We start from the raw sequence: 25,421 nt of genomic DNA, 5'->3' as shown, positions 1-25,421 counted from the left end.
ATGGCTGGGACCCGAGTGAAGGCACGGGGGGAGTCGGCCTTCGCCGAGCGGTTCGGTGTGTTCGCCGAGTGTCTGCTGACCGGTGTGTGGATCGCGGTGGCCTCGCTGGGTGTGGTGACGTACCCGGCGGCCTTCGCTGCCGGGGCGCGGCACCTGCGGCGCCGTACCGCGCACGAGGGCGGTGGCTGGCGGGAGTTCGTCGCCGACTTCCGTACGGCCGTGCGCGGCGGGTGGCTCGCCGGGCTCGCCGGGTGGGCGGCGGTGGCCGCAGTCTGGGTGGACGTCCAGGCGGTCCGGGCGGGGATTCCCGGCGGGCCGCTGGTCGGGGCCGTCGGGGTGTGCGCGCTGATCGGCCTGGTCGTGGCCGGGCTGCGCGCGGCGGCGGTCTGGGAGCCGGACGCACGCTGGCGGACCCTGCTCGCGGCCGCCTGGCGCCGGACGGTCCTCGACCCGGCCGGGTCCTTCCTGATCATCGCCGGGCTGGCCGTGGTGGCCGTGTCCGCCTGGTTCACCGCGCCGCTGGCGATCCCCGTCCTCGGGGCCGTCGCGGCGGCGGCCGTCGCCGTGGAGGAGCGGTACCGGCACCGCTGACCGGCGGTGCCCTCGTCCCAGGCCGGCGCCCCGGGCGCCGCGCCTCTCACTGTCATGCCCCTGACCAGCGCACGGATGTGCTTCCCGCACGGACAAGGAAAGGCAGCCTCTCTATGTCTCCCATCCCCCGCAGAAACCTCCTCAAGGCGGCCGCCGTCGCCGGAGCCGCCGCCCAGTTCAGCTGGGCACTGGGGACCCAGGACGCGCAGGCCGTCCCCAGAGCCGAGCCCGCCGACGCCGACCCGGTGACCCTCGACTGGCTGGAGGACGGCGGCCTCGGCGCGGCCCCCGGCTCCACCGTCGGCGTCCCCTGGCCGAAGGGCGCCTACCAGAAAGACCAGACGTTCGCGCTGACGGACGCGGACGGCAAGGCCGTACCCCTGCAGTCGTGGCCGATCGCCTACTGGCCCGACGGCTCTCTCAAGTGGACCGCGCACGCGGTCGGTTCGGGCAACGGCAAGCTCACCCTCACCGCCGGGACACCCGCCGCACCGGAGAAGAAGGTCACCGTCGACAAGCGCGGCGGCACCATCGACATCTCCACCGGCGTCATCACCGCGAAGATCGGCAAGTCCGGCTCCACGATCGTCAAGTCGGTCGCCCGGGGCTCGACGGAGATCGCCAGGAACGGCCGGCTCGTGCTGATCCGCCAGCCCGAGATCGAGGACGAGGACCAGGGCGCGGTCAAGACCGAGCGCTTCGACGGCGCCGTCGACAAGGTCACCGTCGAACAGGAGGGCCCGGTCCGCGCGGTCGTCCGCATCGACGGCAAGCACCGCAAGGGCGGCCGCAGCTGGCTGCCCTTCTCCATCAGGCTCTACTTCTACGCGGGCGCCGAGTCGTTCCGCATGGTCCACACCCTGACCTTCGACGGCAAGCAGGAGCCCGGGAAGGCCAGTGGCGACTTCATCCGCGGGCTCGGCGTGCGCTTCCAGGTGCCGATGCGGGATGCCGCGTACGACCGGCACATCCGCATCGGCGGCGACGGCACCGGCCTGCTCCGCGAGGCCGTCAAGGGCATCACCGGCCTGCGCCGCGACCCGGGAGCGGCCGTACGCACGGCCCAGTTCGAGGGCAAGAAACTGCCCGACCCGGCCACCTGGGACCAGCGGGTCACCACCCGCCTGCAGTACATCCCCGAGTGGGGCGACTACACCCTCTCCCAGTTGTCGGCCGACGGCTTCACGGTCCGCAAGCGGACCAAGAAGGGCCACGGCTGGATCGGCGCGGGCGGCGGCAAGCGCGCCAGCGGCTTCGGGTACGTGGGCGGCGCGAGCGGCGGCTTCGCCTTCGGTCTGAGGGACTTCTGGGAGAAGTTCCCCGCCCAGCTCGACATCCGCGACGCCCAGACCGACACGGCCGAGGTCACCCTCTGGCTCTGGTCGCCCGAGGCGCAGCCCATGGACCTGCGCTTCTACCACGACGGCATGGGCCAGGACACCTACCCCGAACAGATCGAAGGCCTCAACATCACCTACGAGGACTACGAGCCCGGCTTCGGCACCCCGTACGGCATCGCCCGCACCAGCGAACTCCTCTTCTGGGCCCACGAGTCCACGCCCGGCGCCGAGGCCATGGCCCAGCAGGTCGAGGCCGTCAGGACGCCCCCGCAGCTCGCCGCCCCGCCCAAGCAGCTCATCAAGGCGGGCGTCTTCGGCAAGCTGTTCTCCGAGCCGGACCGTTCCACCAGCGCCAAGGAGAAGATCGAGGACCACCTCGACTTCCTCTTCACCTATTACAAGGACCAGGTGGAGATGCGCCGTTGGTACGGCTTCTGGGACTACGGCGACATCATGCACAGTTACGACCCGAGCCGTCACCAGTGGTGCTACGACGTCGGCGGCTACGCCTGGGACAACTCCGAGCTCTCGCCCGACCTGTGGCTGTGGTTCGCGTACATGCGCTCCGGCCGCGCCGACATCTTCCGCTTCGCCGAGGCCATGACCCGGCACACCGGCGAGGTCGACGTCTACCACCTCGGCAAGTGGGCGGGCCTCGGCACCCGGCACGGTGTCCAGCACTACGCGGACAGTGCCAAGCAGCAGCGCATCGCCAACACCACGTACCGCCGCTACTACTACTTCCTCACGGCGGACGAACGCGTCGGCGACCTCATGCGCGCCAACGTCGACTCCGACGAGACGTTCCTCGTCCTCGATCCTCTCCGCAAGATCCGCACCGAGCCCTACACCCCCGACCGCCACGCCCTGTCCATCGGCTTCGGCACCGACTGGAGCGGCCTGGTCTCGGCCTGGCTCACCGAGTGGGAGCGGCGCGGCCCCAAGTGGGAGAAGGCCAGGGCGAGGGTCCTGTCCACCATGGAGACCATCGCCGCCCAGCCCAACGGCTTCGTCCAGGGCGACGCGCTGTACGACCTGGACACAGGCAGGTTCGCCGTCGCCAAGGAACCCAAGGTCAGCGTCTCGCACTTGTCGGCCATGTTCGGTCTGGTCGAGCTGTGCGCCGAGCTGATCGACCAGGTCGACATGCCGAAGTTCAAGGAGGCGTGGCTCGACTACTGCCGCTACTTCAACGCCACCAAGGCCGAGCAGAAGGCCCGTTACGGCTCCGACTTCGGCTCCCTGCTGCTGTTCCAGGGCCACTCGCGGCAGGACGCGTACGCCGCCGTCCAGACGGGCGACGGCAAGCTGGCCGCACGCGCGTGGCAGCAGTTCTACAACAGCCGGGACACCTGGGACTACAAGGAGTCCACCGACTGGTCCACGAAGAAGATCGAGGGCCCGACGGCCCTGGTCCCCGGCAGCGAGGCGGCCTGGGTGTCCACCAACGCCACGGCCCTGTACGGCCTGGCGGCCATCCAGAACCTGGCGCTGGTCGGCGACAAGATGCCGTAGCCGTTCCGCAGGAGGCGGCTAGTTCATCCTCCCCAGGACCTCCCGCACCCGCCGGACGTCCCGGATCCGCTGCTCGTACGTCGCCCCGAGTGCGAGCAGCAGGAGTCCGGCGAGGGCGGGAGGCGCCCAGCGGGGGAGTGCCCCGGTCACCTGCACGACGTACGGGGCGAGTTCGTGCAGCGCGACCAGGGTCAGCACCGAGCCGCCGAGCACCAGCGGCGCCTGGAGGCGGTGCCGGGCACCCAGCAGGGTGACCAGCAGTGCCGCCGTGCCCAGCAGCAACGGCCGCGTCCAGTGCGGGTCGCCCCAGGCCGTGAGGAGGCTGGGCACGAGTGTGGCGGCGAGTCCGGGGCCGTACGCCGTCCAGGACGAGACCTGTGGGTCGCGGTGCCGGCGCAGGGCGCCGACGAGCAGGGCCGGAACGGTCACCGGGAGCGTGTACGCCTCGGGTGTGCCGACTTCCCACGCGGCCAGGCGTACCCAGGCGGCGAGCACGAACAGGGCCGTGGCCGCGTAGCCGACGGGACGGCGGTCCGGACGCAGTGCCGTGCCCGCGGTGATGACGCCGCACGACGCCAGCACCAGGGCGAGCAGCGGTGGATCGGTGACCGCAAGACCCACGGCCAGCAGACCGGCGGCGGCTCCCACGGCCTCGACCGGCACCGTCGCCCGACTCCCACCGAGACGCGGCGCCAGCAGGGCGGCGGCCACGGGAACGGCCAGGACCAGCAAGGCGGTCCTGGACGGCGGCCAGTCCGCGGCGGCACCCGTCGCCGAGGCCAGAGCGGCGGCGTACACGAGCGCGGCCGGAGCTGTGACGGAGGTGAGGCTCGTCCGCCACGAGGCCGAGGCGAACAGGGCCGTCAGCACCGACAGCACCACGAGCGTCACGGTCTGGGAGGCGAGGGAGACCAGGGCGAGGCTGACGGAGGTGATCAGGGAGAGCAGGAGGGCGGTGAGCCGCGCGGTGGACGCGGTGGCCCGGCCCGCGTACAAGGCAGCCGCTGTCATGACTCCCAGGAGGACCATCCCGGCGACGTACGGCATCCCGAAGACCGCCGGAAGTGTCAGTGCCGTGGCCCACGCCAGGCCCGCCGCACCGATCCGGGCCCGTGAACGCCACTGCTCCGCACGGACCGCTGGAGCGAGAACGGCCGCGACGGCCAGCAGCACGGCGGGAGCCACCGCCGCGTCGGGCGGCCACGGTGCCTCGACGGTCACGGCGGCCCGGGCGTCCGACGGCGCGCCGCTCCACACCCGGCCGATCCATCCGGCCGGCCCCATCACCACCACGGCGACGACGGGCAGCGCCCACAGCACGGCCAGCGCCTGCACGGCACCGGAGGCCCAGGCGGATCCGAGCCGCACCGTGTCCGGCAGCCGCCCGGCCCGCACCGCCGCCAGCAGGGCGATCCCGCAGGCCAGATAGGCCGGAACCGTCCACATCCCCGGCAACCAGGAGCGGGCCACGCCGCCGAACGCACCGACGACGAGCAGGCCCGAGACGACCGCGAGACCTAGAGCGTGCTTCTCGCTCGGTCCTTGCCAGGCCGCGCTCTCGCTCGAACCCGCACCTGTGCTCGCGCTCTCGTCCGTACCTGCGCTCTCGCCCGTGCCCGTGCCCGTGCCCGCGCTCGAAAGCGAACCCGCGCCCGCCCCCGGCCAAGCCGCTCCCACCGCGATCGCCGCCGCAAGAAGGAGAAGCGCCCCGGCGCGGGCGGCTGCGCTCGGGGCGTCAGCCGTCAAGGTCAGCCAACCGGCGGTCAGGATGCCGCAGGTGCCCACGCCGTACGCCCCGACCATGGCGGTGACCCGGGCGGACGGGGTTTTCACCCGCAGCGCCACCACCGTGTCGAGCCCGGCCGTCACCAGCAGCGCGGCGCTGATCACGTACGGACCCGCGTCGGCCGACAGGGCCCACAGCAGCAGCGGGAACTGGGCCGCCGCCAGGGCACAGGGCAGGGGCAGCCGCAGCGCGACCGTGGCCGGCAGCAGAGCGTACGTCGACCAGATCCCCGCCAGTACCGCCGCCGCGGCTGCCGCGTACCCCGTCCCGTCCGTCCCGGCGAGAGCGGCCTCGTGCAGGGCGTAGGCGTCCAGGACGGTCAGCGCGAGGCCCAGCCCCGCCACGGACTCGGCCGTCGAACGCAGCCCCCGCTTCAGCAGAAGCGCCGGCCCGGTGAGCGCGGCCAGCGTGACCGCGCCGAGCACCAGCGCCCGCCCGGTGATCCCCATGTCCCCCCAGCTGACCAGCGTGAACACCGCTGCCGCGAGCGTGAGCAGCACACCGCCGAGCACCAGCAGCACGTTCTGCACGCTGGGCGCTGCGGTCTCCGGTCGGGGCGCAGCGGCGGACGGCGTCCGCGGGTGCGCCCAGGGCCGCGACGGCTGCCCCGTCTGCTGCAGGGCAGCGATCAGCCAGGCGCGGCGAGTCAGCAACTGGGCCCGGCGGGCGTCCAGTTGCCGGAGTTCGGCGTCGAGGAGCCGCAGTTCCTCGGCCGGGGGCGGAAGGTGCGTCATGGCACGCAGTGTGGCCCGCGTCACCGTGCCGGCCATGAGTGCGGATACTCAGGCGCGTACTCAGTCGGAACCCGCCCTGAGTGGGCAGACTGCGGTCATGGACTGGAACCGCTACCGCTTCCGCAGTCTGTGGGCCCTTCCCGCGCCGCCCGCCACCGTGTACGAGGCGCTGGAGCGCGCCGAGGACTACCCCCGGTGGTGGCGCCAGGTCCGGGAGGTGACCCGGCTCGACGACACGACGGGGGTGATCCGGGTCCGCTCCGTCCTGCCGTACGACATGACCTTCACCGCGCGGGAGGCGCGACGTGATCCCGGGGCCGGCGTGCTGGAGATCGCCCTGTCCGGTGACATGGAGGGATGGGCACGCTGGACGCTCACGCCGGAGGGGGCGGGGACTCTGGCGCGGTACGACCAGTTCGTCGAGGTCCGCAAGCCGCTGTTGCGGCGGCTCGCCGTGCCGTGCCGGCCCGCCTTCCGGGCCAATCACCGGCTGATGATGCGCGCGGGAGCGCGCGGACTGGCCAGGCACCTCGACGCGGTTTGAAGGAAGCGTGCCGGGACCTGTATTGTTCAGTGCGTTCCCGGGCGATTAGCTCAGTGGGAGAGCGCTTCGTTCACACCGAAGAGGTCACTGGTTCGAACCCAGTATCGCCCACCGGAAACAGCCGGTCCGTCGCAGACGGACCGGTTTTTTTCATGCCCTGCGCAGGCTTCCTGCCCAAGTGCTCAGGCCGCCGCCGGCAGGTCCGGACGCAGCGGCCAGGCCGGATCGACCGCCTCCTCCACGCCGCTGCGCGCGAACCAGGCCTGGAGACCCCGGGCCTGCGCCGCGTGCCACACCGCCTGAAGGGTGTGCAGCTCACCGGGGCCGAGACGCTCCAGCCGCGACGCGAAACGGCGGCCCACCGCCCGGGTGACCTCCAGCGCCGCAACGGCGTCGGCCGCCGCGTCGTGCGCGCCCTCCAGGGCGACGCCGTAGTGCGCGCACAGATCGGTCAGCGTGCGGCGGCCCTTGCGATAGCGGTCCAGATGCTTGTCCAGGACCCTCGGGTCGAGCACGCACAGCGGCGCCGACTCGAACCAGCGGCTCAGGGCCGAGGCGCGATGGCGGCGCAACTCCCGGTCGAACAGGGTCAGATCGAACGGCGCGTTCATCACCACGACCGGGCGGCCGACGTGCGCCTGCTCGGCGAGCGCCTCCGCTATCTCGAACATCACCGGCGCCGGCCACCGGCCGTTGCGCTGGAGGTGTTCCTCCGTCAGCCCGTGCACCGCCGTCGCCTCGGCGGGCACCGGCACGCCCGGGTTCACCAGCCAGCGGCTGACCCGCGGCCGGACGCCCGGGGCGTCCTGGACGACGACGGCGGCCGACACGATGCGGTCGGTCTCGACGTCCACGCCCGTCGTCTCCGTGTCGAAGGCGGCCAGCGGCCCTTCATACCAGCACGTCGTCATAGCCACACAACCCCTCGTTCACCCTCGGCAGCTGACGCACCGTCCGCTGCCCGATTCGGTGATACCCGGGCTGTTTGCGCCGTACGCCGGAAGGAGACAACAGGTGTACGGGCCCGCGCAGTTCAGCGGCCCGCAGCGGGGAATCACTTGTTCTGGAAGGCTGTTGGCCATGGCCATAGCGCAGCCCGAACGGGGCGGGCTGCTGCCCGAGCGCACGGCTCCCTCTCGCGGCACTCTCGCCACCACCGCCTGCATGGAGACACTCCAGGTCGGCTATCTGCACGCCGTCGCGGCGGCCGCCGGCTGCTCGCTCTCCCAGCCCTTCCCCGACAACGGCATCGACTGGCACGTCAGCCACAGCGCCCCCGGGCACACGGTCGACGACGAGGTCACCATCAAGGTGCAGCTCAAGGCCACATACCAGGTGCCGCCCAACCCACCGGGCCGCACCTTCGCCTTCACGCTCGACAACGACCACCTGGCGAAACTCGCCCGCACCCCCGTGTCGGTGCACAAGATCCTGGTGGTGATGCTGGTTCCGCGCGCCCAGGACGACTGGCTGAGCGCCGGCCACGACCGGCTCGACCTCAGGCACTGCTGCTACTGGACCAACCTCGCCGGCCAGCCGATCACCGGCCGCCGCCGCACCACCGTGCGGATACCGACTTCACGCATCTTCGACGACCGGGCGCTGTGCGAGATCATGACGCGGGTCGGGACGGGAGGGAAACCGTGACGCACCGCCCGACCGAGGAGCCCGTCAGGCAGGTGCGGCCCCACCCCGTCGACACGACGGGCTGGAACGGCCGCCCGCCCGAGCTGATGGACGTCGACCCGGCCGTGCTCAGCGCCCTGCTCCGGCGGCACGGCTGGCAGCGCCGCGGCGGTGCCCCGGGCCGCTACGGCCGCTGGACCCCGCCCGGCCCCGGCGGCAGCGGCACGAGCCTGCTGGTGCCAGAGAGCCGCGCCTTCCCCGACAGCGACGACCTGCTCGGCGAGGCCCTGCTCGCCCTGTCCCGCAGCGGCTCGCCCTCCGCCCGCGAGGTCCTCGTCTCCCTCGCCGTCCCCAGCGACGAGATCCGCTGGTGGCACGACGTCCCCGCCGGGCCCGCCGGAGCGGCGCCCTGGACCGTCGAGGACCGGCTGCGCACCGCCGCCCGCCGCATGCTGCTCGCGGCGGCACTCGCCACCCGCGCCCGGGCCGGCTACCACGGTGCCCGGCACCGGCGCTCCGCCGCCGCGTCCCTGGACAACGTCCTCGTCGGCTCCGCGACGGACGGCCGGCTCACCGCCTTCGTGCCCGTCGCCGACGGCCGCCCCCTCGCCGTCCGCCTCCACCAGGCCCTGTACGCCGCCCGGGAGGCCATCGACTATCAGCGCGCCACCGGCGGCATGGACGCCTTCGACGCAGCGGTCGAGGCGGGGGTGTGCCACGAGTTCACCGAGGCCCTCGTCGCACTGGTCCGGGGCACGGAGGGCGCCCGGATCGCCGTCGAGTGGGCCCCGGCCGCCGGTGTGCCCGAGGGCTGCGCGCCCTCCTCCGAGCCCGTCGAGTTCTCACCCGGCGACCTGCCCGTGCTGCGCGAGGCGGGCGCCCGCTACCTGCGCGAGGAACCCTCCGTACCGGTGCGTATCACGGGAGCGGTGGTACGGATGCGCAGGTCGGGGCCGCGCGGTGAGGGCACCGTACGGCTGCGGGTGCTGGCCGGGGCCGACGTACCGAACGTCCGGATCACCCTCGACGAGGAGGCCTACCGGATCGCCGGGCACGCCCACCTCGTCGGACTGCCGGTGCGGGTCCAGGGGCGGCTGGAGAGCCGGGGCGGCTTCCGGCGGCTCACCGGCGCCCACGGGGTCGTACCGGTGCAGGTCGACGACGCCGAGCGGGACCGCCTCATGAAGGCGCTCCAGGAGAACGCCGGGATGGCGGCCTTCCTCGAGGAGGCCTGCGGAGGGGACTGCGGGGACTGATTTCGCGGTGGGCGGTCCGGGGTCGGTACGATCCATACTCGTGCGCGCGCTCCGGTATGGCGCCGCGACCCACCTTCAGTCAGGAGAGACCGGTGTCAGACGTCCGTGTGATCATCCAGCGCGATTCCGAGCGGGAAGAACGCGTGGTGACGACGGGCACTACGGCCGCCGAGCTCTTCGCCGGCGAGCGCTCGATCATCGCCGCGCGCGTGGGCGGCGAGCTCAGGGACCTGTCGTACGCCCTGTCCGACGGCGACGAGGTCGAGGGCGTCGAGATCTCCTCCGAGGACGGCCTGAACATCCTGCGCCACTCCACCGCGCACGTCATGGCACAGGCCGTGCAGGAGCTCTTCCCCGAGGCCAAGCTCGGCATCGGCCCGCCCGTCAAGGACGGTTTCTACTACGACTTCGACGTCGAGAAGCCGTTCACGCCCGAGGATCTCAAGGCCATCGAGAAGAAGATGCAGGAGATCCAGAAGCGGGGGCAGAAGTTCGCCCGCCGCGTGGTCACCGACGAGGCCGCCCGCGAGGAGCTGGCCGGTGAGCCGTACAAGCTGGAGCTGATCGGCCTCAAGGGCGCCGCCTCCTCCGACGACGGCGCGGACGTCGAGGTCGGCGCCGGCGAGCTGACGATCTACGACAACCTGGACGCCAAGACCGGCGAGTTGTGCTGGAAGGACCTCTGCCGCGGTCCCCACCTGCCGTCGACCCGTGCGATCCCGGCGTTCAAGCTGATGCGCAACGCGGCCGCCTACTGGCGCGGCAGCGAGAAGAACCCCATGCTCCAGCGCATCTACGGCACCGCCTGGCCCACCAAGGACGAGCTGAAGGCGCACCTGGAGTTCCTCGCCGAAGCCGAGAAGCGCGACCACCGCAAGCTCGGCAGCGAGCTCGACCTGTTCTCCATTCCGGAGCAGATCGGCTCCGGCCTCGCCGTCTTCCACCCCCGGGGCGGCATCATCCGCCGGGTCATGGAGGACTACTCGCGGCGCCGCCACGAGGAGGAGGGCTACGAGTTCGTCTACACCCCGCACGCGACGAAGGGGAAGCTCTTCGAGACCTCGGGCCACCTGGACTGGTACGCCGACGGCATGTACCCGCCCATGCAGCTCGACGAGGGCGTGGATTACTACCTCAAGCCCATGAACTGCCCGATGCACAACCTGATCTTCGACGCGCGCGGCCGCTCCTACCGCGAACTGCCGCTGCGCCTCTTCGAGTTCGGGACCGTGTACCGGTACGAGAAGTCGGGCGTCGTGCACGGCCTGACCCGGGCCCGCGGCTTCACCCAGGACGACGCGCACATCTACTGCACGCGCGAGCAGATGTCGGAGGAGCTCGACAAGACGCTCACCTTCGTTCTGAACCTGCTGCGCGACTACGGCCTCACCGACTTCTACCTGGAGCTGTCCACCAAGGACCCGGAGAAGTTCGTCGGCTCGGACGAGGCCTGGGAGGAGGCCACGGAGACGCTGCGCCAGGTGGCGGAGAAGCAGGGGCTCCCCCTCGTTCCCGACCCGGGCGGCGCCGCCTTCTACGGCCCGAAGATCTCCGTCCAGGCCAAGGACGCCATCGGCCGCACCTGGCAGATGTCGACCATCCAGCTCGACTTCAACCTGCCCGAGCGCTTCGACCTGGAATACACGGCCGCGGACGGCTCCAAGACCCGCCCGGTCATGATCCACCGCGCGCTGTTCGGCTCGATCGAGCGCTTCTTCGCGGTGCTCCTGGAGCACTACGCGGGTGCCTTCCCGGCGTGGCTGGCGCCGGTCCAGGCGCTCGGCATCCCGATCGGCGACGCGCACGTCGAGTACCTGGAGAAGTTCGCGGCGGCGGCCAGGAAGAAGGGCCTGCGTGTCGAGGTGGACTCCTCCTCGGACCGGATGCAGAAGAAGATCCGCAACGCCCAGAAGCAGAAGGTGCCCTTCATGGTCATCGCGGGTGACGAGGACATGTCCCACGGGTCCGTGTCCTTCCGCTACCGCGACGGCTCCCAGGAGAACGGCATCCCGTTCGACGAGGCCATCGCGAAGATCGTGAAGGTCGTCGAGGAGCGGGCGCAGGTCTGACCGCACGGCGTCACCGCGCCCTGACCGCAGCGCGTACGGCCCCCGGGAGATCCCGGGGGCCTTTGCCGTACCCCCAGCTCGACGCCATATGCTGCACTGCATGACGAGTGAGCCGGAGCAGCAGCTGGGAGTGGGGACGCAGGATGCGTTCCAGCGTCTGTGGACGCCCCATCGGATGGCCTACATCCAGGGCGAGAACAAGCCGACCGGCCCCGGCGCCGGCGACGGCTGTCCCTTCTGCTCGATCCCGGCCAAGTCCGACGAGGACGGGCTGGTCGTCAAGCGCGGCGAGCAGGTCTACGCGGTGCTCAATCTCTACCCGTACAACGGCGGGCACCTGATGACCGTGCCCTACCGGCACGTCGCCGACTACACCGACCTCACGGCGGGGGAGACCGCCGAGCTCGGCGAGCTCACCAAGCAGGCGATGACGGCCCTGCGCACGGCCTCCGGCGCCCACGGCTTCAACATCGGCATGAACCAGGGCTCGGTCGCCGGCGCGGGCATCGCGGCGCACCTGCACCAGCACATCGTGCCGAGGTGGGGTGGCGACACGAACTTCATGCCGGTGGTGGGACATACGCGGGTGCTGCCGCAACTGCTGGCGGACACGAGGAAGATGCTGGCGGAAGCCTGGCCGACGGCTTAGCCTGCGGGCAGTCGTGCCGCTGGGGCGGCACGGGTGGGCGCGGGCGGCACCCCGCAGCGCCGTGTTGCGCTCCCACCCCCGCCCCAGCGGCAACTCGACGCCTTCTAGGCGTCGTACACATCCGCCTTCTTGGGCGAAGCCTCCTGCACCGCCCCACTGAGCGCCGCCGACCTGGACCCGAACTTCTCCACATCGACCCCGTTCTCCCGCAGCACCTTCAACGCCGCCGCATGCACCACGCGCAACACAGGCGTAGCCGCGCGCAACGCATCGTCCGCCATGAACCGATGCCGCCACGGCTGGTCCGCCCACGCGTGCCGCAGACCGAACGGCTCCGGCAGCGTCAGGCTGCCGCCGAGCCAGTTCAGCAGCGGCGGATACCAGGTCAGCGGGGCGCGCGCGGCCAGCCGTACCACCTCGTCGGCGTCGATCAGGGGCATCTTCACGGTGCGGGTCTCCCAGAAGCGGAAGGCCTTCTGGACCGTCTTCTCCTTGGCCGCGGGCTTCTCGTTGAACAGGGAGTTGACCGGCCCCAGGGCGTGCCCGGTGACCTCGATGCGCAGGGTGTTGTGCAGCACCGTCACCGTGATCAGCATCGTGATGACCAGATGGCCGTCCCAGAGGGTCCACTGCACGCCGAGATAGTGCCGGTCGCCGCTGCCGAACTGCTGCTTGTTGCAGATCTCCTGTATGGCGTGCGTGCGGACCGTGTACGCGTCGACGTCCGCGCCGCTCGGCCGGGAGACCTCCGTCGCCTTCTCGCCGACCGGCGTGACGATCCAGTGCGTGATGGACGGCTTGGTGAAGCCGCCGGTGTTGATGGACGTGCGCTCCAGCATGCCCAGGCCGCCCTGGATCGCCACGATGACGTCCCAGCTGCGGAAGGGGTGGAAGTCCTTGCCCGGCTCGGCGGACACCAGCTCCTCGGCCAGCTGCCAGCTGCCCCACCGCGTGCCCATGCCGAGTATGCCCTTGGGCCCGGCGTAGAAGACGGAGTTGGACCGCTGCTCGGCGCTCAGGCGCGCCAGCTCCTTGCGGACCTGCTCGGCCGCGTCGCCGGGGTTGCCCGGAACGGCCTCGGGGATCTTGGCGCCGACACCGCCGCCCGACAGCATGCTCGACCAGCGCTCCCGCAGGTCGAGGGCCGTCCGCTCGCAGACGTGTTTGGCCCAGAACCAGCCGACGACCGGCATGATGATCGCCGCGCGCGCGTACCAGGCCCAGAAGCCCGTGAACGGCATACGGAGCAGGAACAGCACGGCGAGCGCGCCCACCGCGACCAGCAGGGTCGTGGCGAGGGCACCGGCGCGCTTGTCCTCGCGCTTGGTCATGGTGGTGCGCAGCGTGAACACCAGCAGCCACACGAAAAAGCCCGGCAGGAAGAGCACTCCGCAGATCACCGTGATCGCCGAGAGCCGGTTGTCGCGTTCGCGGCGGATGCGGTGGGCCGCCAGGCAGTGCTCCACGACGACCTGGGGCTCGATGCCGAAGGACTGGATGACCGGCTTGCGCCCGGCGCCGAGCATGCGGTCGATGACGGCGCGGGAGAAGGCCTCGCCGAAGTTGGGGCGGAAGATCTTCGCCCAGGAGCGCGGCGGTGTGACCTTCGACTGGTGCCATTCGTTGTCGGCGTTCAGGATCTTGGTGACCTCGTCGTCCCGGTACGCCGCCGCGGCCAGCGCGTAGGTCGCCGCCGTCTGGCCAGCAGATCCCGCCAGAGGCACCTGGGCCCCTGGGCTGAAGTCGAATCCGTCCGTCACTGCCGCCCCCATCGCTGCCGCTTCCGCATCAAGCGGCCTTCCCGACTTCCGCGCTTCGCACACCTGTTGATCAGGTCATCAGCGTATCCGCAGGCACCGACATCCGTCGGCGGGCGGTGTGGTGAACCGCCCGCCTGTGCGGAAGGAGCCCTCACGAGGGCCCCTTGGCCCCCTCCGGCCCCAACTAGGAGGCCTTGCGCTCCTCTTCACGGACCCGGTCCGCGACCTGCTGCGGCATCGGCTCGTGCCGTACGTACCGGCGGCTGAAGCGCGCCGTGCCGTGCGACATCGACCGCAGCTCGATCGCGTAGCGACCGATCTCGACCTCCGGCACCTCGGCCCGGATCAGGGTGCGCCCGCCGGGTGTCTGCTCGGTGCCGAGCACCCGGCCGCGCCGCCCCGACAGGTCGCTCATCACGGCGCCCACGAAATCGTCGCCGACCAGCACCGACACCTCGGCCACCGGCTCCAGCAGATGGATCTTCGCGTCGGCCGCGGCCTCCCGCAGCGCGAGCGCGCCGGCCGTCTGGAACGCGGCGTCGGAGGAGTCCACCGAGTGCGCCTTGCCGTCGAGGAGGATCACGCGGACGTCGATGAGCGGATACCCGGCGGCGACTCCCTTGGCGGCCTGGGCCCGTACGCCCTTCTCCACCGACGGGATGAACTGCCGGGGCACCGCGCCGCCGACCACCTTGTCCACGAACTCGACGCCCGAGCCGCCCGGCAGCGGTTCCACCTCGATCTCGCAGATGGCGAACTGCCCGTGCCCACCGGACTGTTTGACGTGCCGGCCGCGCCCGGCCGCCTTGGTCGCGAACGTCTCGCGCAGCGACACCTTGTGCGGCACGACGTCGACCTGGACGCCGTAGCGGCTGCGCAGCCGCTCCAGGGCGACGTCCGCGTGCGCCTCGCCCAGGCACCACAGGACCACCTGGTGGGTGTCCTGGTTCTGTTCGAGCCGCATCGTCGGGTCCTCGGCGACCAGCCGGGCCAGGCCCTGCGAGAGCTTGTCCTCGTCCGGTTTGCTGTGCGCCTGGATGGCCAGCGGCAGCAGCGGGTCGGGCATCTGCCACGGTTCCATGAGCAGCGGGTCGTCCTTCGAGGACAGGGTGTCCCCGGTCTCGGCGCGGCTGAGCTTGGCCACGCACGCCAGGTCGCCCGCGATGACGTGCGACACCGGGCGCTGCTGTTTGCCGAACGGGGTGGACAGGGCGCCGATCCGCTCGTCGACGTCGTGGTCCTCGTGTCCGCGGTCGGCCAGGCCGTGCCCGGAGACGTGGACCGTCTGGTCGGCGCGCAGGGTGCCGGAGAACACGCGGATCAGCGACAGCCGGCCGACGTACGGGTCCGAGGAGGTCTTCACGACCTCCGCGACCAGCGGTGCGCCCGGGTCGCACGGCTTGAGCTCGCGCGGCTTGCCGTCGATGGTCGTCACCCGCACCGTCTCGTGCTCCAGCGGCGTGGGGAAACCCCGGGTGATCAGCTCCAGCAGCTCCACCGTGCCGAGTCCCTGCCGGGAGCCCTCGGCAGCGGGGGCGGCGGCCAGGACGGGGAAGAAGACCCCGCGTGCCACGGCCCGCTCCAGGTCCTCGATCAGCGTCTTGACGTCGATCGGTTCCCCGCCGAGGTAGCGGTCCATGAGGGTCTCGTCCTCGCTCTCCGAGATGATCCCCTCGATCAGCCGGTTGCGGGCCTCCTCGATCAGCGGCAGCTGGTCCTCGCCCGGCTCCGACTCCTTGCGCTCGCCGGTCGAGTAGTCGAACAGCTTCTGCGACAGCAGCCCGATCAGGCCGGTCACGGGCGCGTGCCCGTCCGGCGCCTGCGGGCCGTGCAGCGGAAGGTAGAGCGGCAGGACCGCGTCGGGATCGTCCGCGCCGAAGGCCTCCGCGCAGATCCGCGTCATCTCCTCGAAGTCGGCGCGCGCCGCCTCCAGGTGCGTGACGACGATGGCCCGTGGCATGCCCACGGCCGCGCACTCCTCCCACACCATGCGGGTCGAGCCGTCCACGCCGTCCGAGGCCGAGACGACGAAGAGGGCCGCGTCCGCCGCTCGCAGACCGGCCCTGAGCTCACCGACGAAGTCGGCGTATCCGGGGGTGTCGAGGAGATTGACCTTGATGCCGTCCCACTCGACGGGCACCAGGGAGAGCTGCACGGAGCGCTGCTGCCGGTGCTCGATCTCGTCATAGTCGGAGACGGTGCCGCCGTCCTCCACGCGGCCCGCCCGGTTCACTGCCCCCGCCGTGAGCGCGAGGGCCTCCACCAACGTGGTCTTGCCCGATCCGGAGTGGCCGACCAGCACCACATTCCGTACGGACTGGGGGTGGTCGGCCGCCTGTGCCCTGCCGGCGGCCCCAGGGTGTGTCTGTGCCTTGTCGCCCATGATCCTGCCTCCCGTGCACGGTGAGGTCACTGTGGGCGCGGACACGCGGGATCCGCGTGCGGTGCGGCTCCGGCGACGCCCGCGGTTATTCGACCTTCCCACTCCCGTCACGGTGCGTCCATACGAAGGACGTGTTCGCGCCCGGCCCCGCGCACCGGTGCGCCGTGACACGGGCCTCGGGTCCCGCCCGTCACCCGCACGCGCGCGTGGCTACGATGGGCCAGCCGGTGGCCAGCAGGGGCCAGACGGCGACACCGACCCTCGGGAAGGCCATGCTGAACAAGTACGCGCGTGCATTCTTCACGCGTGTTCTCACACCGTTCGCCGCGTTTCTGATCCGACGGGGCGTCAGCCCCGACACCGTCACGCTCATCGGCACGGCCGGTGTGGTCGCGGGCGCGCTGGTCTTCTACCCCAGGGGTGAGTTCTTCTGGGGCACGGTCGTGATCACGCTGTTCGTGTTCTCCGACCTCGTCGACGGCAACATGGCCCGCCAGCTCGGCCGCTCCAGCCGCTGGGGCGCCTTCCTGGACTCCACGCTCGACCGGGTCGCCGACGGCGCGATCTTCGGCGGCTTCATCCTCTGGTACGCCGGCGGGGGCGACGACCTGGTCCTGTGCGCCGTCTCGATCTTCTGCCTGGCGAGCGGCCAGGTGGTGTCCTACACCAAGGCCCGCGGCGAGTCGATCGGTCTGCCGGTCGCCGTCAACGGACTGGTCGAGCGGGCCGAGCGGCTGGTGATCTCCCTGGTCGCGGCCGGCCTCGCGGGCCTGCACGCGTTCGGTGTCCCGGGCATCCAGTACCTGCTGCCGGTCGCGCTGTGGATCGTCGCCGTGGGCAGCCTCGTCACGCTGATCCAGCGGGTCGTCACGGTCCGCCGCGAGTCCGCGGAGGCCGAGGCCGAGGCCGTCGAGCAGGACGACAATGAGGGCGAGCAGAACAACGAGAACGCCTCTCACGGGAGCGAGGCGGCCACGTGAGCGCACAGGACCGGCTGACGGACGCGCTGTACGGCCTCGGCTGGAGCACGGTCAAGAAGCTCCCCGAGCCCGTCGCCGTACGGCTCGGGCAGACCATCGCCGACCTCGCCTGGAAGCAGCGCGGCAAGGGCGTACAGCGGCTGGAGAGCAACTACGCGCGCGTGGTGCCCGGCGCGGGCCCCGAGCGCCTCGCCGAGCTCTCGCGCGCGGGTATGCGGTCGTACCTGCGCTACTGGATGGAGTCCTTCCGCCTCCCCGCCTGGAGCAGGGAGCGCATCGAGGGCGGCTTCGTCGGCAAGGACCTGCACTACCTGACCGAGGGACTGGCCGCAGGCAAGGGCGTCATCCTCGCCCTGCCCCACCTGGCCAACTGGGACCTCGCCGGCGCCTGGGTCACCACCAAGCTGGGCATCCCCTTCACGACGGTCGCCGAGCGCCTGAAGCCCGAGTCGCTGTACGACCGGTTCGTCGCCTACCGCGAGGGCCTCGGCATGGAGGTCCTGCCGCACAGCGGCGGCACCGCCTTCGGCACCCTCGCCCGGCGGCTGCGCGAGGGCGGCCTGGTCTGCCTGGTCGCCGACCGTGACCTGTCCGCCTCCGGCGTCGAGGTCGGCTTCTTCGGCGACACGGCCCGGATGCCGGCCGGACCGGCCCTGCTCGCCCAGCAGACGGGCGCCCTGCTGCTCCCCGTCACCCTCTGGTACGACGACTCGCCCGTGATGCGGGGCCGTGTCCACCCGCCCGTCGAGGTGCCCGAGTCGGGCACGCGCGCCGAGAAGACGTCGGTCATGACACAGGCGCTGGCCGACGCCTTCGCCACGGGGATCGCCGACCATCCGGAGGACTGGCACATGCTGCAGCGCTTGTGGCTCGCGGATCTCGACCCCGCGAAGGGGACGTCGTGAGGATCGGCATCGTCTGCCCGTACTCCTGGGACGTACCGGGCGGGGTCCAGTTCCACATCCGCGACCTGGCCGAGTACTTCCTCCGCCTCGGCCACGAGGTGTCCGTCCTCGCCCCGGCCGACGACGACACGCCCCTGCCGCTGTACGTCGTCTCGGCCGGCCGCGCGGTGCCGGTGCCGTACAACGGCTCGGTGGCCCGGCTCAACTTCGGCTTCCTGAGCGCCGCCCGGGTGCGCCGCTGGCTGCACGACGGCGCGTTCGACGTGATCCACATCCACGAGCCGACCTCGCCCTCGCTGGGCCTGCTGACCTGCTGGGCGGCCCAGGGACCGATCGTCGCCACGTTCCACACGTCCAACCCGCGCTCCCGGGCCATGATCGCCGCGTACTCCATCCTCCAGGCCGCCCTGGAGAAGATCAGCGCGCGGATCGCGGTGAGCGAGTACGCCCGCCGCACGCTGGTGGAGCACCTCGGCGGGGACGCGGTGGTGATCCCCAACGGCGTCGACGTCGACTTCTTCGCCAAGGCCGAGCCCAAGGCCGAGTGGCAGGGGGACACGATCGGCTTCATAGGGCGCATCGACGAGCCCCGCAAGGGCCTGCCGGTGCTGATGAAGGCCCTGCCGAAGATCCTCGCCGCCCGCCCGCAGACCCGGCTGCTGGTCGCCGGGCGAGGTGACGAGAAGGAGGCGGTGGAGACACTGCCCGCCGAGCTGCGCTCCCGCGTCGAGTTCCTCGGCATGGTCAGCGACGAGGACAAGGCGCGCTTCCTGCGCAGCGTCGACCTGTACGTCGCGCCCAACACGGGCGGCGAGAGCTTCGGGATCATTCTGGTCGAGGCCATGTCCGCCGGAGCCCCCGTCCTCGCCTCCGACCTGGACGCCTTCGCCCAGGTCCTGGACCGGGGAGAGGCCGGCGAACTGTTCCCCAACGAGGACGCCGACGCCCTGGCCGACGCGGCCGTACGCCTGCTGGCCGACCCGGCCCGGCGCGCGGAACTGCGCGAGCGGGGCAGCGCCCACGTGCGGCGCTTCGACTGGTCGACCGTCGGCGCGGACATCCTGTCCGTCTACGAGACGGTGACGGCGGGCGCGGCGGCGGTGGCCGAGGACGAGCGGGTGACGGGGTTGTGGGCGAGGCTGGGGTTCGCCCGGGACTGACGTGATCCAGCAGCGCCGGGCAGGGCGGGGTGAACCGACGGTCCGGTCGTGCCGCTAGCCTTGCCGCCCGTGACCACCACTCTCATCTGGATCGCCGTGGCCCTGGTCGCGGTCGGGCTCTATCTGAGCTGGACCGCCGGCCGTCTCGACCGTCTTCACGCCCGGATCGACGCCGCCCGCGCCGCCCTGGACGCGCAGCTGCTGCGCCGGGCCTCGGTCGCGCAGGAACTGGCGACGTCGGGGGTCCTGGATCCGGCCGCCTCGATCGTCCTCTACGAGGCCGCACACGCCGCCCGGCAGGCGGAGGAGGAACAGCGGGAGGTCGCCGAGAGCGAGCTGAGCCAGGCGTTGCGGGCGGTCTTCGGGGAGATCCAGCAGGTGGAGGCGGTGCGGGAGGCGCCCGGGGGCGAGGAGGCCGCCGAGGAGCTCGCGCAGGCGGTGCGGCGCGTCCCGATGGCCCGCCGCTTCCACAACGACGCCGTACGGGCCGCCCGTGCCCTGCGCCGGCACCGCAAGGTCCGCTGGTTCCGCCTGGCGGGCCACGCCCCGTTCCCCATGGCCTTCGAAATGGACGACGAGCCTCCGGCGGCCCTGGCGGACCGGGCCGCCTGAGCCCCCGTTCACCCACCGTTCCGCGGCCGTCCGCCGGAAAACGATCCACAGCGTTCCCATTGGCCCTTGCTGTGGCCTGGCCCCTCACGTTTCCTCGGTGCTGCAGGATTCCCCTTTCCGTAGCGAGGTCACCCGTGTCCACCACGTCCCCCAACTCCCAGGCCCCCGAGACCGGCACCGCCCGTGTGAAGCGCGGTATGGCCGAGCAGCTCAAGGGCGGCGTCATCATGGACGTCGTCACGCCGGAGCAGGCGAAGATCGCCGAGGACGCGGGCGCCGTCGCCGTCATGGCCCTGGAGCGCGTCCCGGCCGACATCCGCAAGGACGGCGGCGTGGCCCGCATGTCCGACCCGGACATGATCGAGGGCATCATCGACGCCGTCTCGATCCCGGTCATGGCCAAGTCCCGCATCGGCCACTTCGTCGAGGCCCAGGTGCTGCAGTCCCTCGGCGTCGACTACATCGACGAGTCCGAGGTCCTCACCCCGGCCGACGAGGTCAACCACTCCGACAAGTGGGCCTTCACCACGCCGTTCGTCTGTGGCGCCACCAACCTGGGCGAGGCCCTGCGCCGCATCGCCGAGGGCGCCGCGATGATCCGCTCCAAGGGCGAGGCCGGCACCGGCAACGTCGTCGAGGCCGTCCGCCACCTGCGCCAGATCAAGAACGAGATCGCCAAGCTGCGCGGCTTCGACAACAACGAGCTGTACGCCGCCGCCAAGGAGCTGCGCGCCCCCTACGAGCTCGTCAAGGAGGTCTCCGAGCTCGGCAAGCTGCCGGTCGTGCTGTTCTCCGCGGGCGGCGTGGCCACCCCGGCCGACGCGGCCCTGATGCGCCAGCTCGGCGCCGAGGGCGTCTTCGTCGGCTCCGGCATCTTCAAGTCCGGCGACCCGGCCAAGCGCGCCGCCGCCATCGTGAAGGCCACCACCTTCTACGACGACCCGAAGATCATCGCGGATGCGTCCCGCAACCTCGGCGAGGCCATGGTCGGCATCAACTGCGACACCCTCCCCGAGACCGAGCGCTACGCCAACCGCGGCTGGTAACACCCATGAGTGAAGCACCTGTGATCGGCGTCCTGGCCCTCCAGGGCGACGTACGGGAGCACCTCGTCGCCCTGGCCGCGGCCGATGCCGTGGCCAGGCCGGTGCGGCGCCCCGAAGAACTCGCCGAGGTGGACGGCCTCGTCCTCCCCGGCGGCGAGTCCACCACCATCTCCAAGCTGGCGGTCCTGTTCGGCGTGATGGGCCCGCTCCGCGCGCGCGTGCGGGACGGCATGCCCGTCTACGGCACCTGCGCCGGCATGATCATGCTCGCCGACAAGATCCTCGACCCGCGCTCGGGCCAGGAGACCGTCGGCGGCATCGACATGATCGTGCGCCGCAACGCCTTCGGCCGGCAGAACGAGTCCTTCGAGGCGGCCGTCGGTGTCAAGGGCGTCGAGGGCGACCCGGTGGAGGGCGTCTTCATCCGCGCCCCCTGGGTCGAGTCCGTCGGCGCCGGGGCCGAGGTGCTCGCCGAGCACGACGGCCACATCGTCGCGGTCCGTCAGGGCAACGCGCTGGCCACGTCGTTCCACCCGGAACTGACCGGCGACCACCGCGTGCACGCCCTCTTCGTCGACATGGTGCGCGCGAACCGGACTGCCGAGTCCTTGTAGGATTCCTGCGTTCGTTGCTGAGATGGGTTACGCGAAGGAGACAGGCAGATGTCCGGCCACTCTAAATGGGCCACGACGAAGCACAAGAAGGCCGTCATCGATGCCAAGCGCGGCAAGCTCTTCGCGAAGCTGATCAAGAACATCGAGGTCGCGGCCCGGATGGGCGGCGCCGACCCCGAGGGCAACCCGACGCTCTACGACGCCATCCAGAAGGCGAAGAAGTCGTCGGTCCCCAACAAGAACATCGACTCCGCGGTCAAGCGCGGCGCGGGCCTGGAGGCGGGCGGCGCCGACTACGAGACGATCATGTACGAGGGCTACGGCCCGAACGGTGTCGCCGTGCTCATCGAGTGCCTCACCGACAACCGCAACCGCGCCGCCTCCGAGGTCCGCGTCGCCATGACCCGCAACGGCGGCTCCATGGCCGACCCCGGCTCGGTGTCGTACCTCTTCAACCGCAAGGGCGTCGTGATCGTCCCCAAGGGCGAGCTGACCGAGGACGACGTGCTGGCCGCCGTGCTGGACGCGGGCGCCGAGGAGGTCAACGACCTCGGCGAGACCTTCGAGGTCATCAGCGAGGCCACCGACCTGGTCGCGGTCCGCACCGCCCTCCAGGACGCCGGCATCGACTACGACTCCGCCGACGCCAACTTCGTCCCGACCATGCAGGTCGAGCTGGACGAGGAGGGCGCCAAGAAGATCTTCAAGCTGATCGACGCGCTGGAGGACAGCGACGACGTGCAGAACGTCTTCGCCAACTTCGACGTGAGCGACGAGGTCATGGAGAAGGTCGGCGCGTAACGCCGCCGCGGGCTCCGCAGGACCAACGGGCCGACGGGACACACCCCGTCGGCCCGTCGCGTTGTCGGTGGCACCCGATAGCCTGCACAAACAGGTGAGCGAGAGGGAGGGCGCGTGCGCGTGCTGGGGGTGGACCCGGGACTGACCCGGTGCGGTGTGGGCGTCGTCGAGGGCGTCGCCGGACGGCCGCTCACCATGATCGGCGTCGGCGTCGTCCGGACCCCCGCCGACGCGGACCTCGGCCATCGCCTGGTCGCCATCGAGCAGGGCATAGAGCAGTGGCTGGACGAACACCGGCCGGAGTTCGTCGCCGTGGAGCGCGTCTTCAGCCAGCACAACGTCCGTACGGTGATGGGCACCGCCCAGGCCAGCGCCGTCGCCCTGCTGTGCGCCTCCCGGCGCGGCATCCCCGTGGCGCTGCACACCCCGAGCGAGGTCAAGGCCGCCGTCACCGGCAGCGGCCGGGCGGACAAGGCCCAGGTGGGCGCGATGGTCACCCGCCTGCTCCGGCTCGCCGCACCGCCCAAGCCCGCCGACGCGGCCGACGCCCTCGCCCTCGCCATCTGCCACATCTGGCGCGCCCCCGCGCAGAACCGACTCCAGCAGGCCGTCGCCCTGCACACCGCCAAAGCACCGAAAGGCCGTACGGCATGATCGCCTTCGTCAGCGGCACAGTGGCCGCACTCGCTCCGGACGCCGCGGTCGTCGAGGTCGGCGGCGTCGGCATGGCCGTCCAGTGCACGCCGAACACGCTGTCCACACTCCGCATGGGCCAGCCCGCCAAGCTGCACACGTCCCTGGTCGTACGCGAGGACTCGCTCACCCTGTACGGCTTCGCGGACGACGACGAGCGGCAGGTCTTCGAGCTGCTCCAGACGGCCAGCGGTGTCGGTCCCCGGCTGGCCCAGGCCATGCTCGCCGTGCACAGCCCGGACGCCCTGCGCCGGGCCGTCGCCACCGGCGACGAGAAGGCACTCACCGCCGTGCCCGGCATCGGCAAGAAGGGCGCCCAGAAGCTGCTCCTGGAGCTGAAGGACCGGCTCGGCGCGCCGGTCGGCGCACCCGCCGTCGGTACGGCCGTCAGCGCGGGCTGGCGCGACCAGCTGCACGCCGCCCTGATCGGTCTCGGTTACGCGACCCGGGAGGCCGACGAGGCCGTGACCGCCGTCGCTCCGCAGGCCGAGGCCGCCGAGGGCACGCCCCAGGTGGGACAGCTGCTGAAGGCCGCCCTCCAGACCCTGAACCGCGCCCGCTGACCCCCACACCTCCGAGGCACATCACATGAACTGGGACGACACGTCCGACGCCGAAGCCGCCGAGCGGCTCGTCGGTGCGTCCGCCGACCGTGAGGACCAGGCCGTAGAGGCCGCCCTGCGCCCCAAGGACCTGGACGAGTTCATCGGCCAGGAGAAGGTCCGCGAGCAGCTCGACCTCGTCCTGCGCGCCGCACGCGCGCGGGGCGCCACCGCCGACCACGTGCTGCTCTCCGGCGCCCCCGGCCTCGGCAAGACCACCCTGTCGATGATCATCGCGGCCGAGATGGGCGCCCCCATCCGCATCACGTCGGGCCCCGCCATCCAGCACGCCGGCGATCTCGCCGCGATCCTCTCCTCCCTCCAGGAGGGCGAGGTCCTCTTCCTCGACGAGATCCACCGCATGTCCCGGCCTGCCGAGGAGATGCTGTACATGGCGATGGAGGACTTCCGCGTCGACGTCATCGTCGGCAAGGGCCCGGGCGCCACCGCCATCCCGCTGGAGCTGCCCCCCTTCACTCTGGTCGGCGCCACCACCCGCGCGGGCCTGCTGCCGCCCCCGCTGCGCGACCGCTTCGGCTTCACCGCCCACATGGAGTTCTACGAACCGGCCGAACTGGAGCGGGTCATCCACCGCTCCGCGGACCTCCTCGAAGTCGAGATCGAGCCGGACGGCGCCGCCGAGATCGCCGGCCGTTCCCGCGGCACGCCCCGCATCGCCAACCGCCTGCTGCGCCGCGTCCGCGACTACGCGCAGGTCAAGGCCGACGGACTGATCACCAGGGACATCGCCGAGGCCGCTCTCGCCGTCTACGAGGTGGACGCCCGCGGCCTCGACCGCCTCGACCGGGGCGTGCTGGAAGCCCTGCTCAAGCTGTTCGGCGGCGGCCCCGTCGGCCTGTCCACGCTCGCGGTCGCGGTGGGGGAGGAGCGTGAGACCGTGGAAGAGGTCGCCGAGCCCTTCCTGGTCCGGGAGGGCCTCCTGGCCCGCACCCCGCGCGGCCGGGTCGCCACCCCCGCCGCATGGGCGCATCTCGGCCTCACCCCGCCCCGCTCCCAGACCGCCGGAAACGGACAACAGGACCTGTTCGGGGCGTGACGGCGCCGTCACGGCTCCCAGGCGGCGAGGTCAGTGGCCGGAGCAGGAACCCCGGTGCCATGCTGAGCGTTGTTCCATGCGCGCGGACTCGCTTAGACTCCGCCGATGCCGCCTTTGTCGGCGGCGTACACACCCCCAACCATCTGGCCGCTCACAGCGCGGTCGTGTGAAGGAAGTACCGACCCGTGAGTCTCCTGACCCTCCTCCCGTTCATCGTGCTCATCGGGGCCATGTTCCTGATGACCCGGTCGGCCAAGAAGAAGCAGCAGCAGGCCGTGGAGATGCGGAACCAAATGCAGCCCGGCAGCGGTGTCCGCACCATCGGGGGCATGTACGCCACGGTCAAGGAGGTGAACGAGGACACCGTCCTCGTCGACGCCGGTCCGGGCGTCGAGCTCCTCTTCGCCAAGAACGCCATCGGTGCCGTCCTCACCGACGACGAGTACAACCGCATCGTCCACGGCGTCGAGCACGACCTGAAGTCCGACGCCGACATCGTCCCGGACGACGCCTCCTCCCTCACCGAGACCGGCGACTCCGCCGCCGACGCCACCGCTGACGACAAGGCCGTCGACCTCGGCAAGAAGGACGCGGCCGACGAGCCGGCCGACGACGCCCCGGCCGGCGAGGCGAAGACGGACGAAGAGCCGAAGAAGACCGACGGCGACTCCGAGGCGAAGTAGTCGTGTCCCGGGGTG

At 71.5% G+C, this 25,421-nt stretch carries 22 protein-coding genes and 1 tRNA gene; 19 read left to right on the top strand and 4 right to left on the bottom strand.

Going from position 1 to position 25,421, the window contains the following annotated elements; genetic code table 11:
* Both HDA41_RS07210 and HDA41_RS07205 read left to right on the top strand, forming a co-directional pair.
* Complete coding sequence (locus tag HDA41_RS07210; protein WP_184981773.1) at positions 1 to 591, top strand: hypothetical protein; 591 nt, start codon at positions 1 to 3, stop codon at positions 589 to 591.
* Between the two features lie 113 nt (positions 592 to 704).
* Positions 705 to 3,446: an exo-rhamnogalacturonan lyase family protein gene (locus HDA41_RS07205; RefSeq protein ID WP_184981771.1), complete on the top strand. Its 2,742-nt coding sequence runs from the start codon at positions 705 to 707 to the stop codon at positions 3,444 to 3,446.
* A gap of 18 nt (positions 3,447 to 3,464) precedes the next feature.
* Here HDA41_RS07205 and HDA41_RS07200 read toward each other — a convergent pair whose 3' ends face one another.
* Positions 3,465 to 5,966: an SCO7613 C-terminal domain-containing membrane protein gene (locus HDA41_RS07200; RefSeq protein ID WP_376706770.1), complete on the bottom strand. Its 2,502-nt coding sequence runs from the start codon at positions 5,964 to 5,966 to the stop codon at positions 3,465 to 3,467.
* Positions 5,967 to 6,063: 97 nt separating this feature from the next.
* On the opposite strand from HDA41_RS07200, the gene HDA41_RS07195 reads away from it, so the two are divergent.
* Together HDA41_RS07195 and HDA41_RS07190 are read left to right on the top strand one after the other, a co-directional pair.
* The gene (locus tag HDA41_RS07195) at positions 6,064 to 6,510 is read left to right on the top strand and encodes an SRPBCC family protein (protein WP_184981767.1); all 447 of its coding nucleotides are present in this window, start codon (positions 6,064 to 6,066) and stop codon (positions 6,508 to 6,510) included.
* 39 nt (positions 6,511 to 6,549) lie between these two features.
* Positions 6,550 to 6,621: transfer RNA gene (locus HDA41_RS07190), tRNA-Val, on the top strand.
* Between the two features lie 71 nt (positions 6,622 to 6,692).
* Here the strand turns inward: HDA41_RS07190 and HDA41_RS07185 are convergent.
* Positions 6,693 to 7,421: a 3'-5' exonuclease gene (locus HDA41_RS07185; protein ID WP_184981765.1), complete on the bottom strand. Its 729-nt coding sequence runs from the start codon at positions 7,419 to 7,421 to the stop codon at positions 6,693 to 6,695.
* 169 nt (positions 7,422 to 7,590) lie between these two features.
* Between HDA41_RS07185 and HDA41_RS07180 the strand changes: the two genes are divergently transcribed.
* The 4 genes from HDA41_RS07180 (at position 7,591) to HDA41_RS07165 (ending at position 12,110) form a co-directional block, all read left to right on the top strand.
* Positions 7,591 to 8,157, top strand: a complete 567-nt coding sequence (locus HDA41_RS07180; RefSeq protein WP_086841007.1) for a DUF4365 domain-containing protein — start codon at positions 7,591 to 7,593, stop codon at positions 8,155 to 8,157.
* Positions 8,154 to 9,392: a hypothetical protein gene (locus HDA41_RS07175; RefSeq protein WP_184981763.1), complete on the top strand. Its 1,239-nt coding sequence runs from the start codon at positions 8,154 to 8,156 to the stop codon at positions 9,390 to 9,392. The genes HDA41_RS07180 and HDA41_RS07175 overlap by 4 nt, the downstream gene beginning before the upstream one ends.
* 92 nt (positions 9,393 to 9,484) lie before the next feature.
* Entirely contained in the window at positions 9,485 to 11,461 is a 1,977-nt protein-coding gene (gene thrS, locus HDA41_RS07170; RefSeq protein WP_184981761.1) for a threonine--tRNA ligase, read from the top strand.
* An 88-nt stretch (positions 11,462 to 11,549) separates the two neighbouring features.
* The gene (locus HDA41_RS07165) at positions 11,550 to 12,110 is read left to right on the top strand and encodes an HIT family protein (RefSeq protein ID WP_184981759.1); all 561 of its coding nucleotides are present in this window, start codon (positions 11,550 to 11,552) and stop codon (positions 12,108 to 12,110) included.
* 104 nt (positions 12,111 to 12,214) lie between these two features.
* Here HDA41_RS07165 and HDA41_RS07160 read toward each other — a convergent pair whose 3' ends face one another.
* Positions 12,215 to 13,882: an AbeC-like domain-containing protein gene (locus tag HDA41_RS07160; protein ID WP_184981757.1), complete on the bottom strand. Its 1,668-nt coding sequence runs from the start codon at positions 13,880 to 13,882 to the stop codon at positions 12,215 to 12,217.
* Between the two features lie 172 nt (positions 13,883 to 14,054).
* On the bottom strand, positions 14,055 to 16,253 hold the full coding sequence (locus tag HDA41_RS07155) for an elongation factor G-like protein EF-G2 (protein ID WP_184981755.1): 2,199 nt from the start codon (positions 16,251 to 16,253) through the stop codon (positions 14,055 to 14,057).
* Between the two features lie 215 nt (positions 16,254 to 16,468).
* Here HDA41_RS07155 and pgsA point away from each other — a divergent pair, with 215 nt between their 5' ends.
* From pgsA to yajC, 11 genes are all read left to right on the top strand, one after another.
* Positions 16,469 to 17,233, top strand: a complete 765-nt coding sequence (gene pgsA, locus HDA41_RS07150) for a phosphatidylinositol phosphate synthase (protein ID WP_221511914.1) — start codon at positions 16,469 to 16,471, stop codon at positions 17,231 to 17,233.
* Positions 17,230 to 18,138: a phosphatidylinositol mannoside acyltransferase gene (locus HDA41_RS07145; protein ID WP_184981752.1), complete on the top strand. Its 909-nt coding sequence runs from the start codon at positions 17,230 to 17,232 to the stop codon at positions 18,136 to 18,138. Before pgsA ends, HDA41_RS07145 begins: the two co-directional genes overlap by 4 nt.
* Positions 18,135 to 19,298 (top strand): glycosyltransferase family 4 protein, encoded by a 1,164-nt coding sequence (locus HDA41_RS07140; RefSeq protein ID WP_184981749.1) that lies wholly within the window; start codon positions 18,135 to 18,137, stop codon positions 19,296 to 19,298. The genes HDA41_RS07145 and HDA41_RS07140 overlap by 4 nt, the downstream gene beginning before the upstream one ends.
* Before the next feature lie 69 nt (positions 19,299 to 19,367).
* Entirely contained in the window at positions 19,368 to 19,910 is a 543-nt protein-coding gene (locus HDA41_RS07135; RefSeq protein ID WP_184981747.1) for a LemA family protein, read from the top strand.
* Between the two features lie 134 nt (positions 19,911 to 20,044).
* The gene (gene pdxS / locus HDA41_RS07130; protein ID WP_020270015.1) at positions 20,045 to 20,956 is read left to right on the top strand and encodes a pyridoxal 5'-phosphate synthase lyase subunit PdxS; all 912 of its coding nucleotides are present in this window, start codon (positions 20,045 to 20,047) and stop codon (positions 20,954 to 20,956) included.
* A 5-nt stretch (positions 20,957 to 20,961) separates the two neighbouring features.
* Positions 20,962 to 21,570, top strand: coding sequence for a pyridoxal 5'-phosphate synthase glutaminase subunit PdxT (pdxT, locus tag HDA41_RS07125; protein WP_184981745.1), 609 nt, complete (start codon positions 20,962 to 20,964; stop codon positions 21,568 to 21,570).
* 48 nt (positions 21,571 to 21,618) lie between these two features.
* Positions 21,619 to 22,371 carry a YebC/PmpR family DNA-binding transcriptional regulator gene (locus HDA41_RS07120; protein ID WP_184981743.1) on the top strand — a complete coding sequence of 251 codons (753 nt, stop codon included), beginning with the start codon at positions 21,619 to 21,621 and terminating at the stop codon, positions 22,369 to 22,371.
* Positions 22,372 to 22,485: 114 nt separating this feature from the next.
* On the top strand, positions 22,486 to 23,025 hold the full coding sequence (gene ruvC / locus HDA41_RS07115) for a crossover junction endodeoxyribonuclease RuvC (protein WP_184981741.1): 540 nt from the start codon (positions 22,486 to 22,488) through the stop codon (positions 23,023 to 23,025).
* Positions 23,022 to 23,627, top strand: a complete 606-nt coding sequence (ruvA, locus tag HDA41_RS07110; RefSeq protein ID WP_184981739.1) for a Holliday junction branch migration protein RuvA — start codon at positions 23,022 to 23,024, stop codon at positions 23,625 to 23,627. The genes ruvC and ruvA overlap by 4 nt, the downstream gene beginning before the upstream one ends.
* A gap of 25 nt (positions 23,628 to 23,652) precedes the next feature.
* Positions 23,653 to 24,723, top strand: a complete 1,071-nt coding sequence (ruvB, locus tag HDA41_RS07105) for a Holliday junction branch migration DNA helicase RuvB (RefSeq protein ID WP_184981737.1) — start codon at positions 23,653 to 23,655, stop codon at positions 24,721 to 24,723.
* Positions 24,724 to 24,908: 185 nt separating this feature from the next.
* Positions 24,909 to 25,406, top strand: coding sequence for a preprotein translocase subunit YajC (yajC, locus tag HDA41_RS07100; protein WP_184981735.1), 498 nt, complete (start codon positions 24,909 to 24,911; stop codon positions 25,404 to 25,406).
* Positions 25,407 to 25,421 lie beyond the last annotated feature (15 nt).

This window comes from Streptomyces caelestis (genome assembly GCF_014205255.1).
Lineage (GTDB): Bacteria > Actinomycetota > Actinomycetes > Streptomycetales > Streptomycetaceae > Streptomyces > Streptomyces caelestis.
This window is presented reverse-complemented; position numbering and strand designations above follow the sequence as displayed.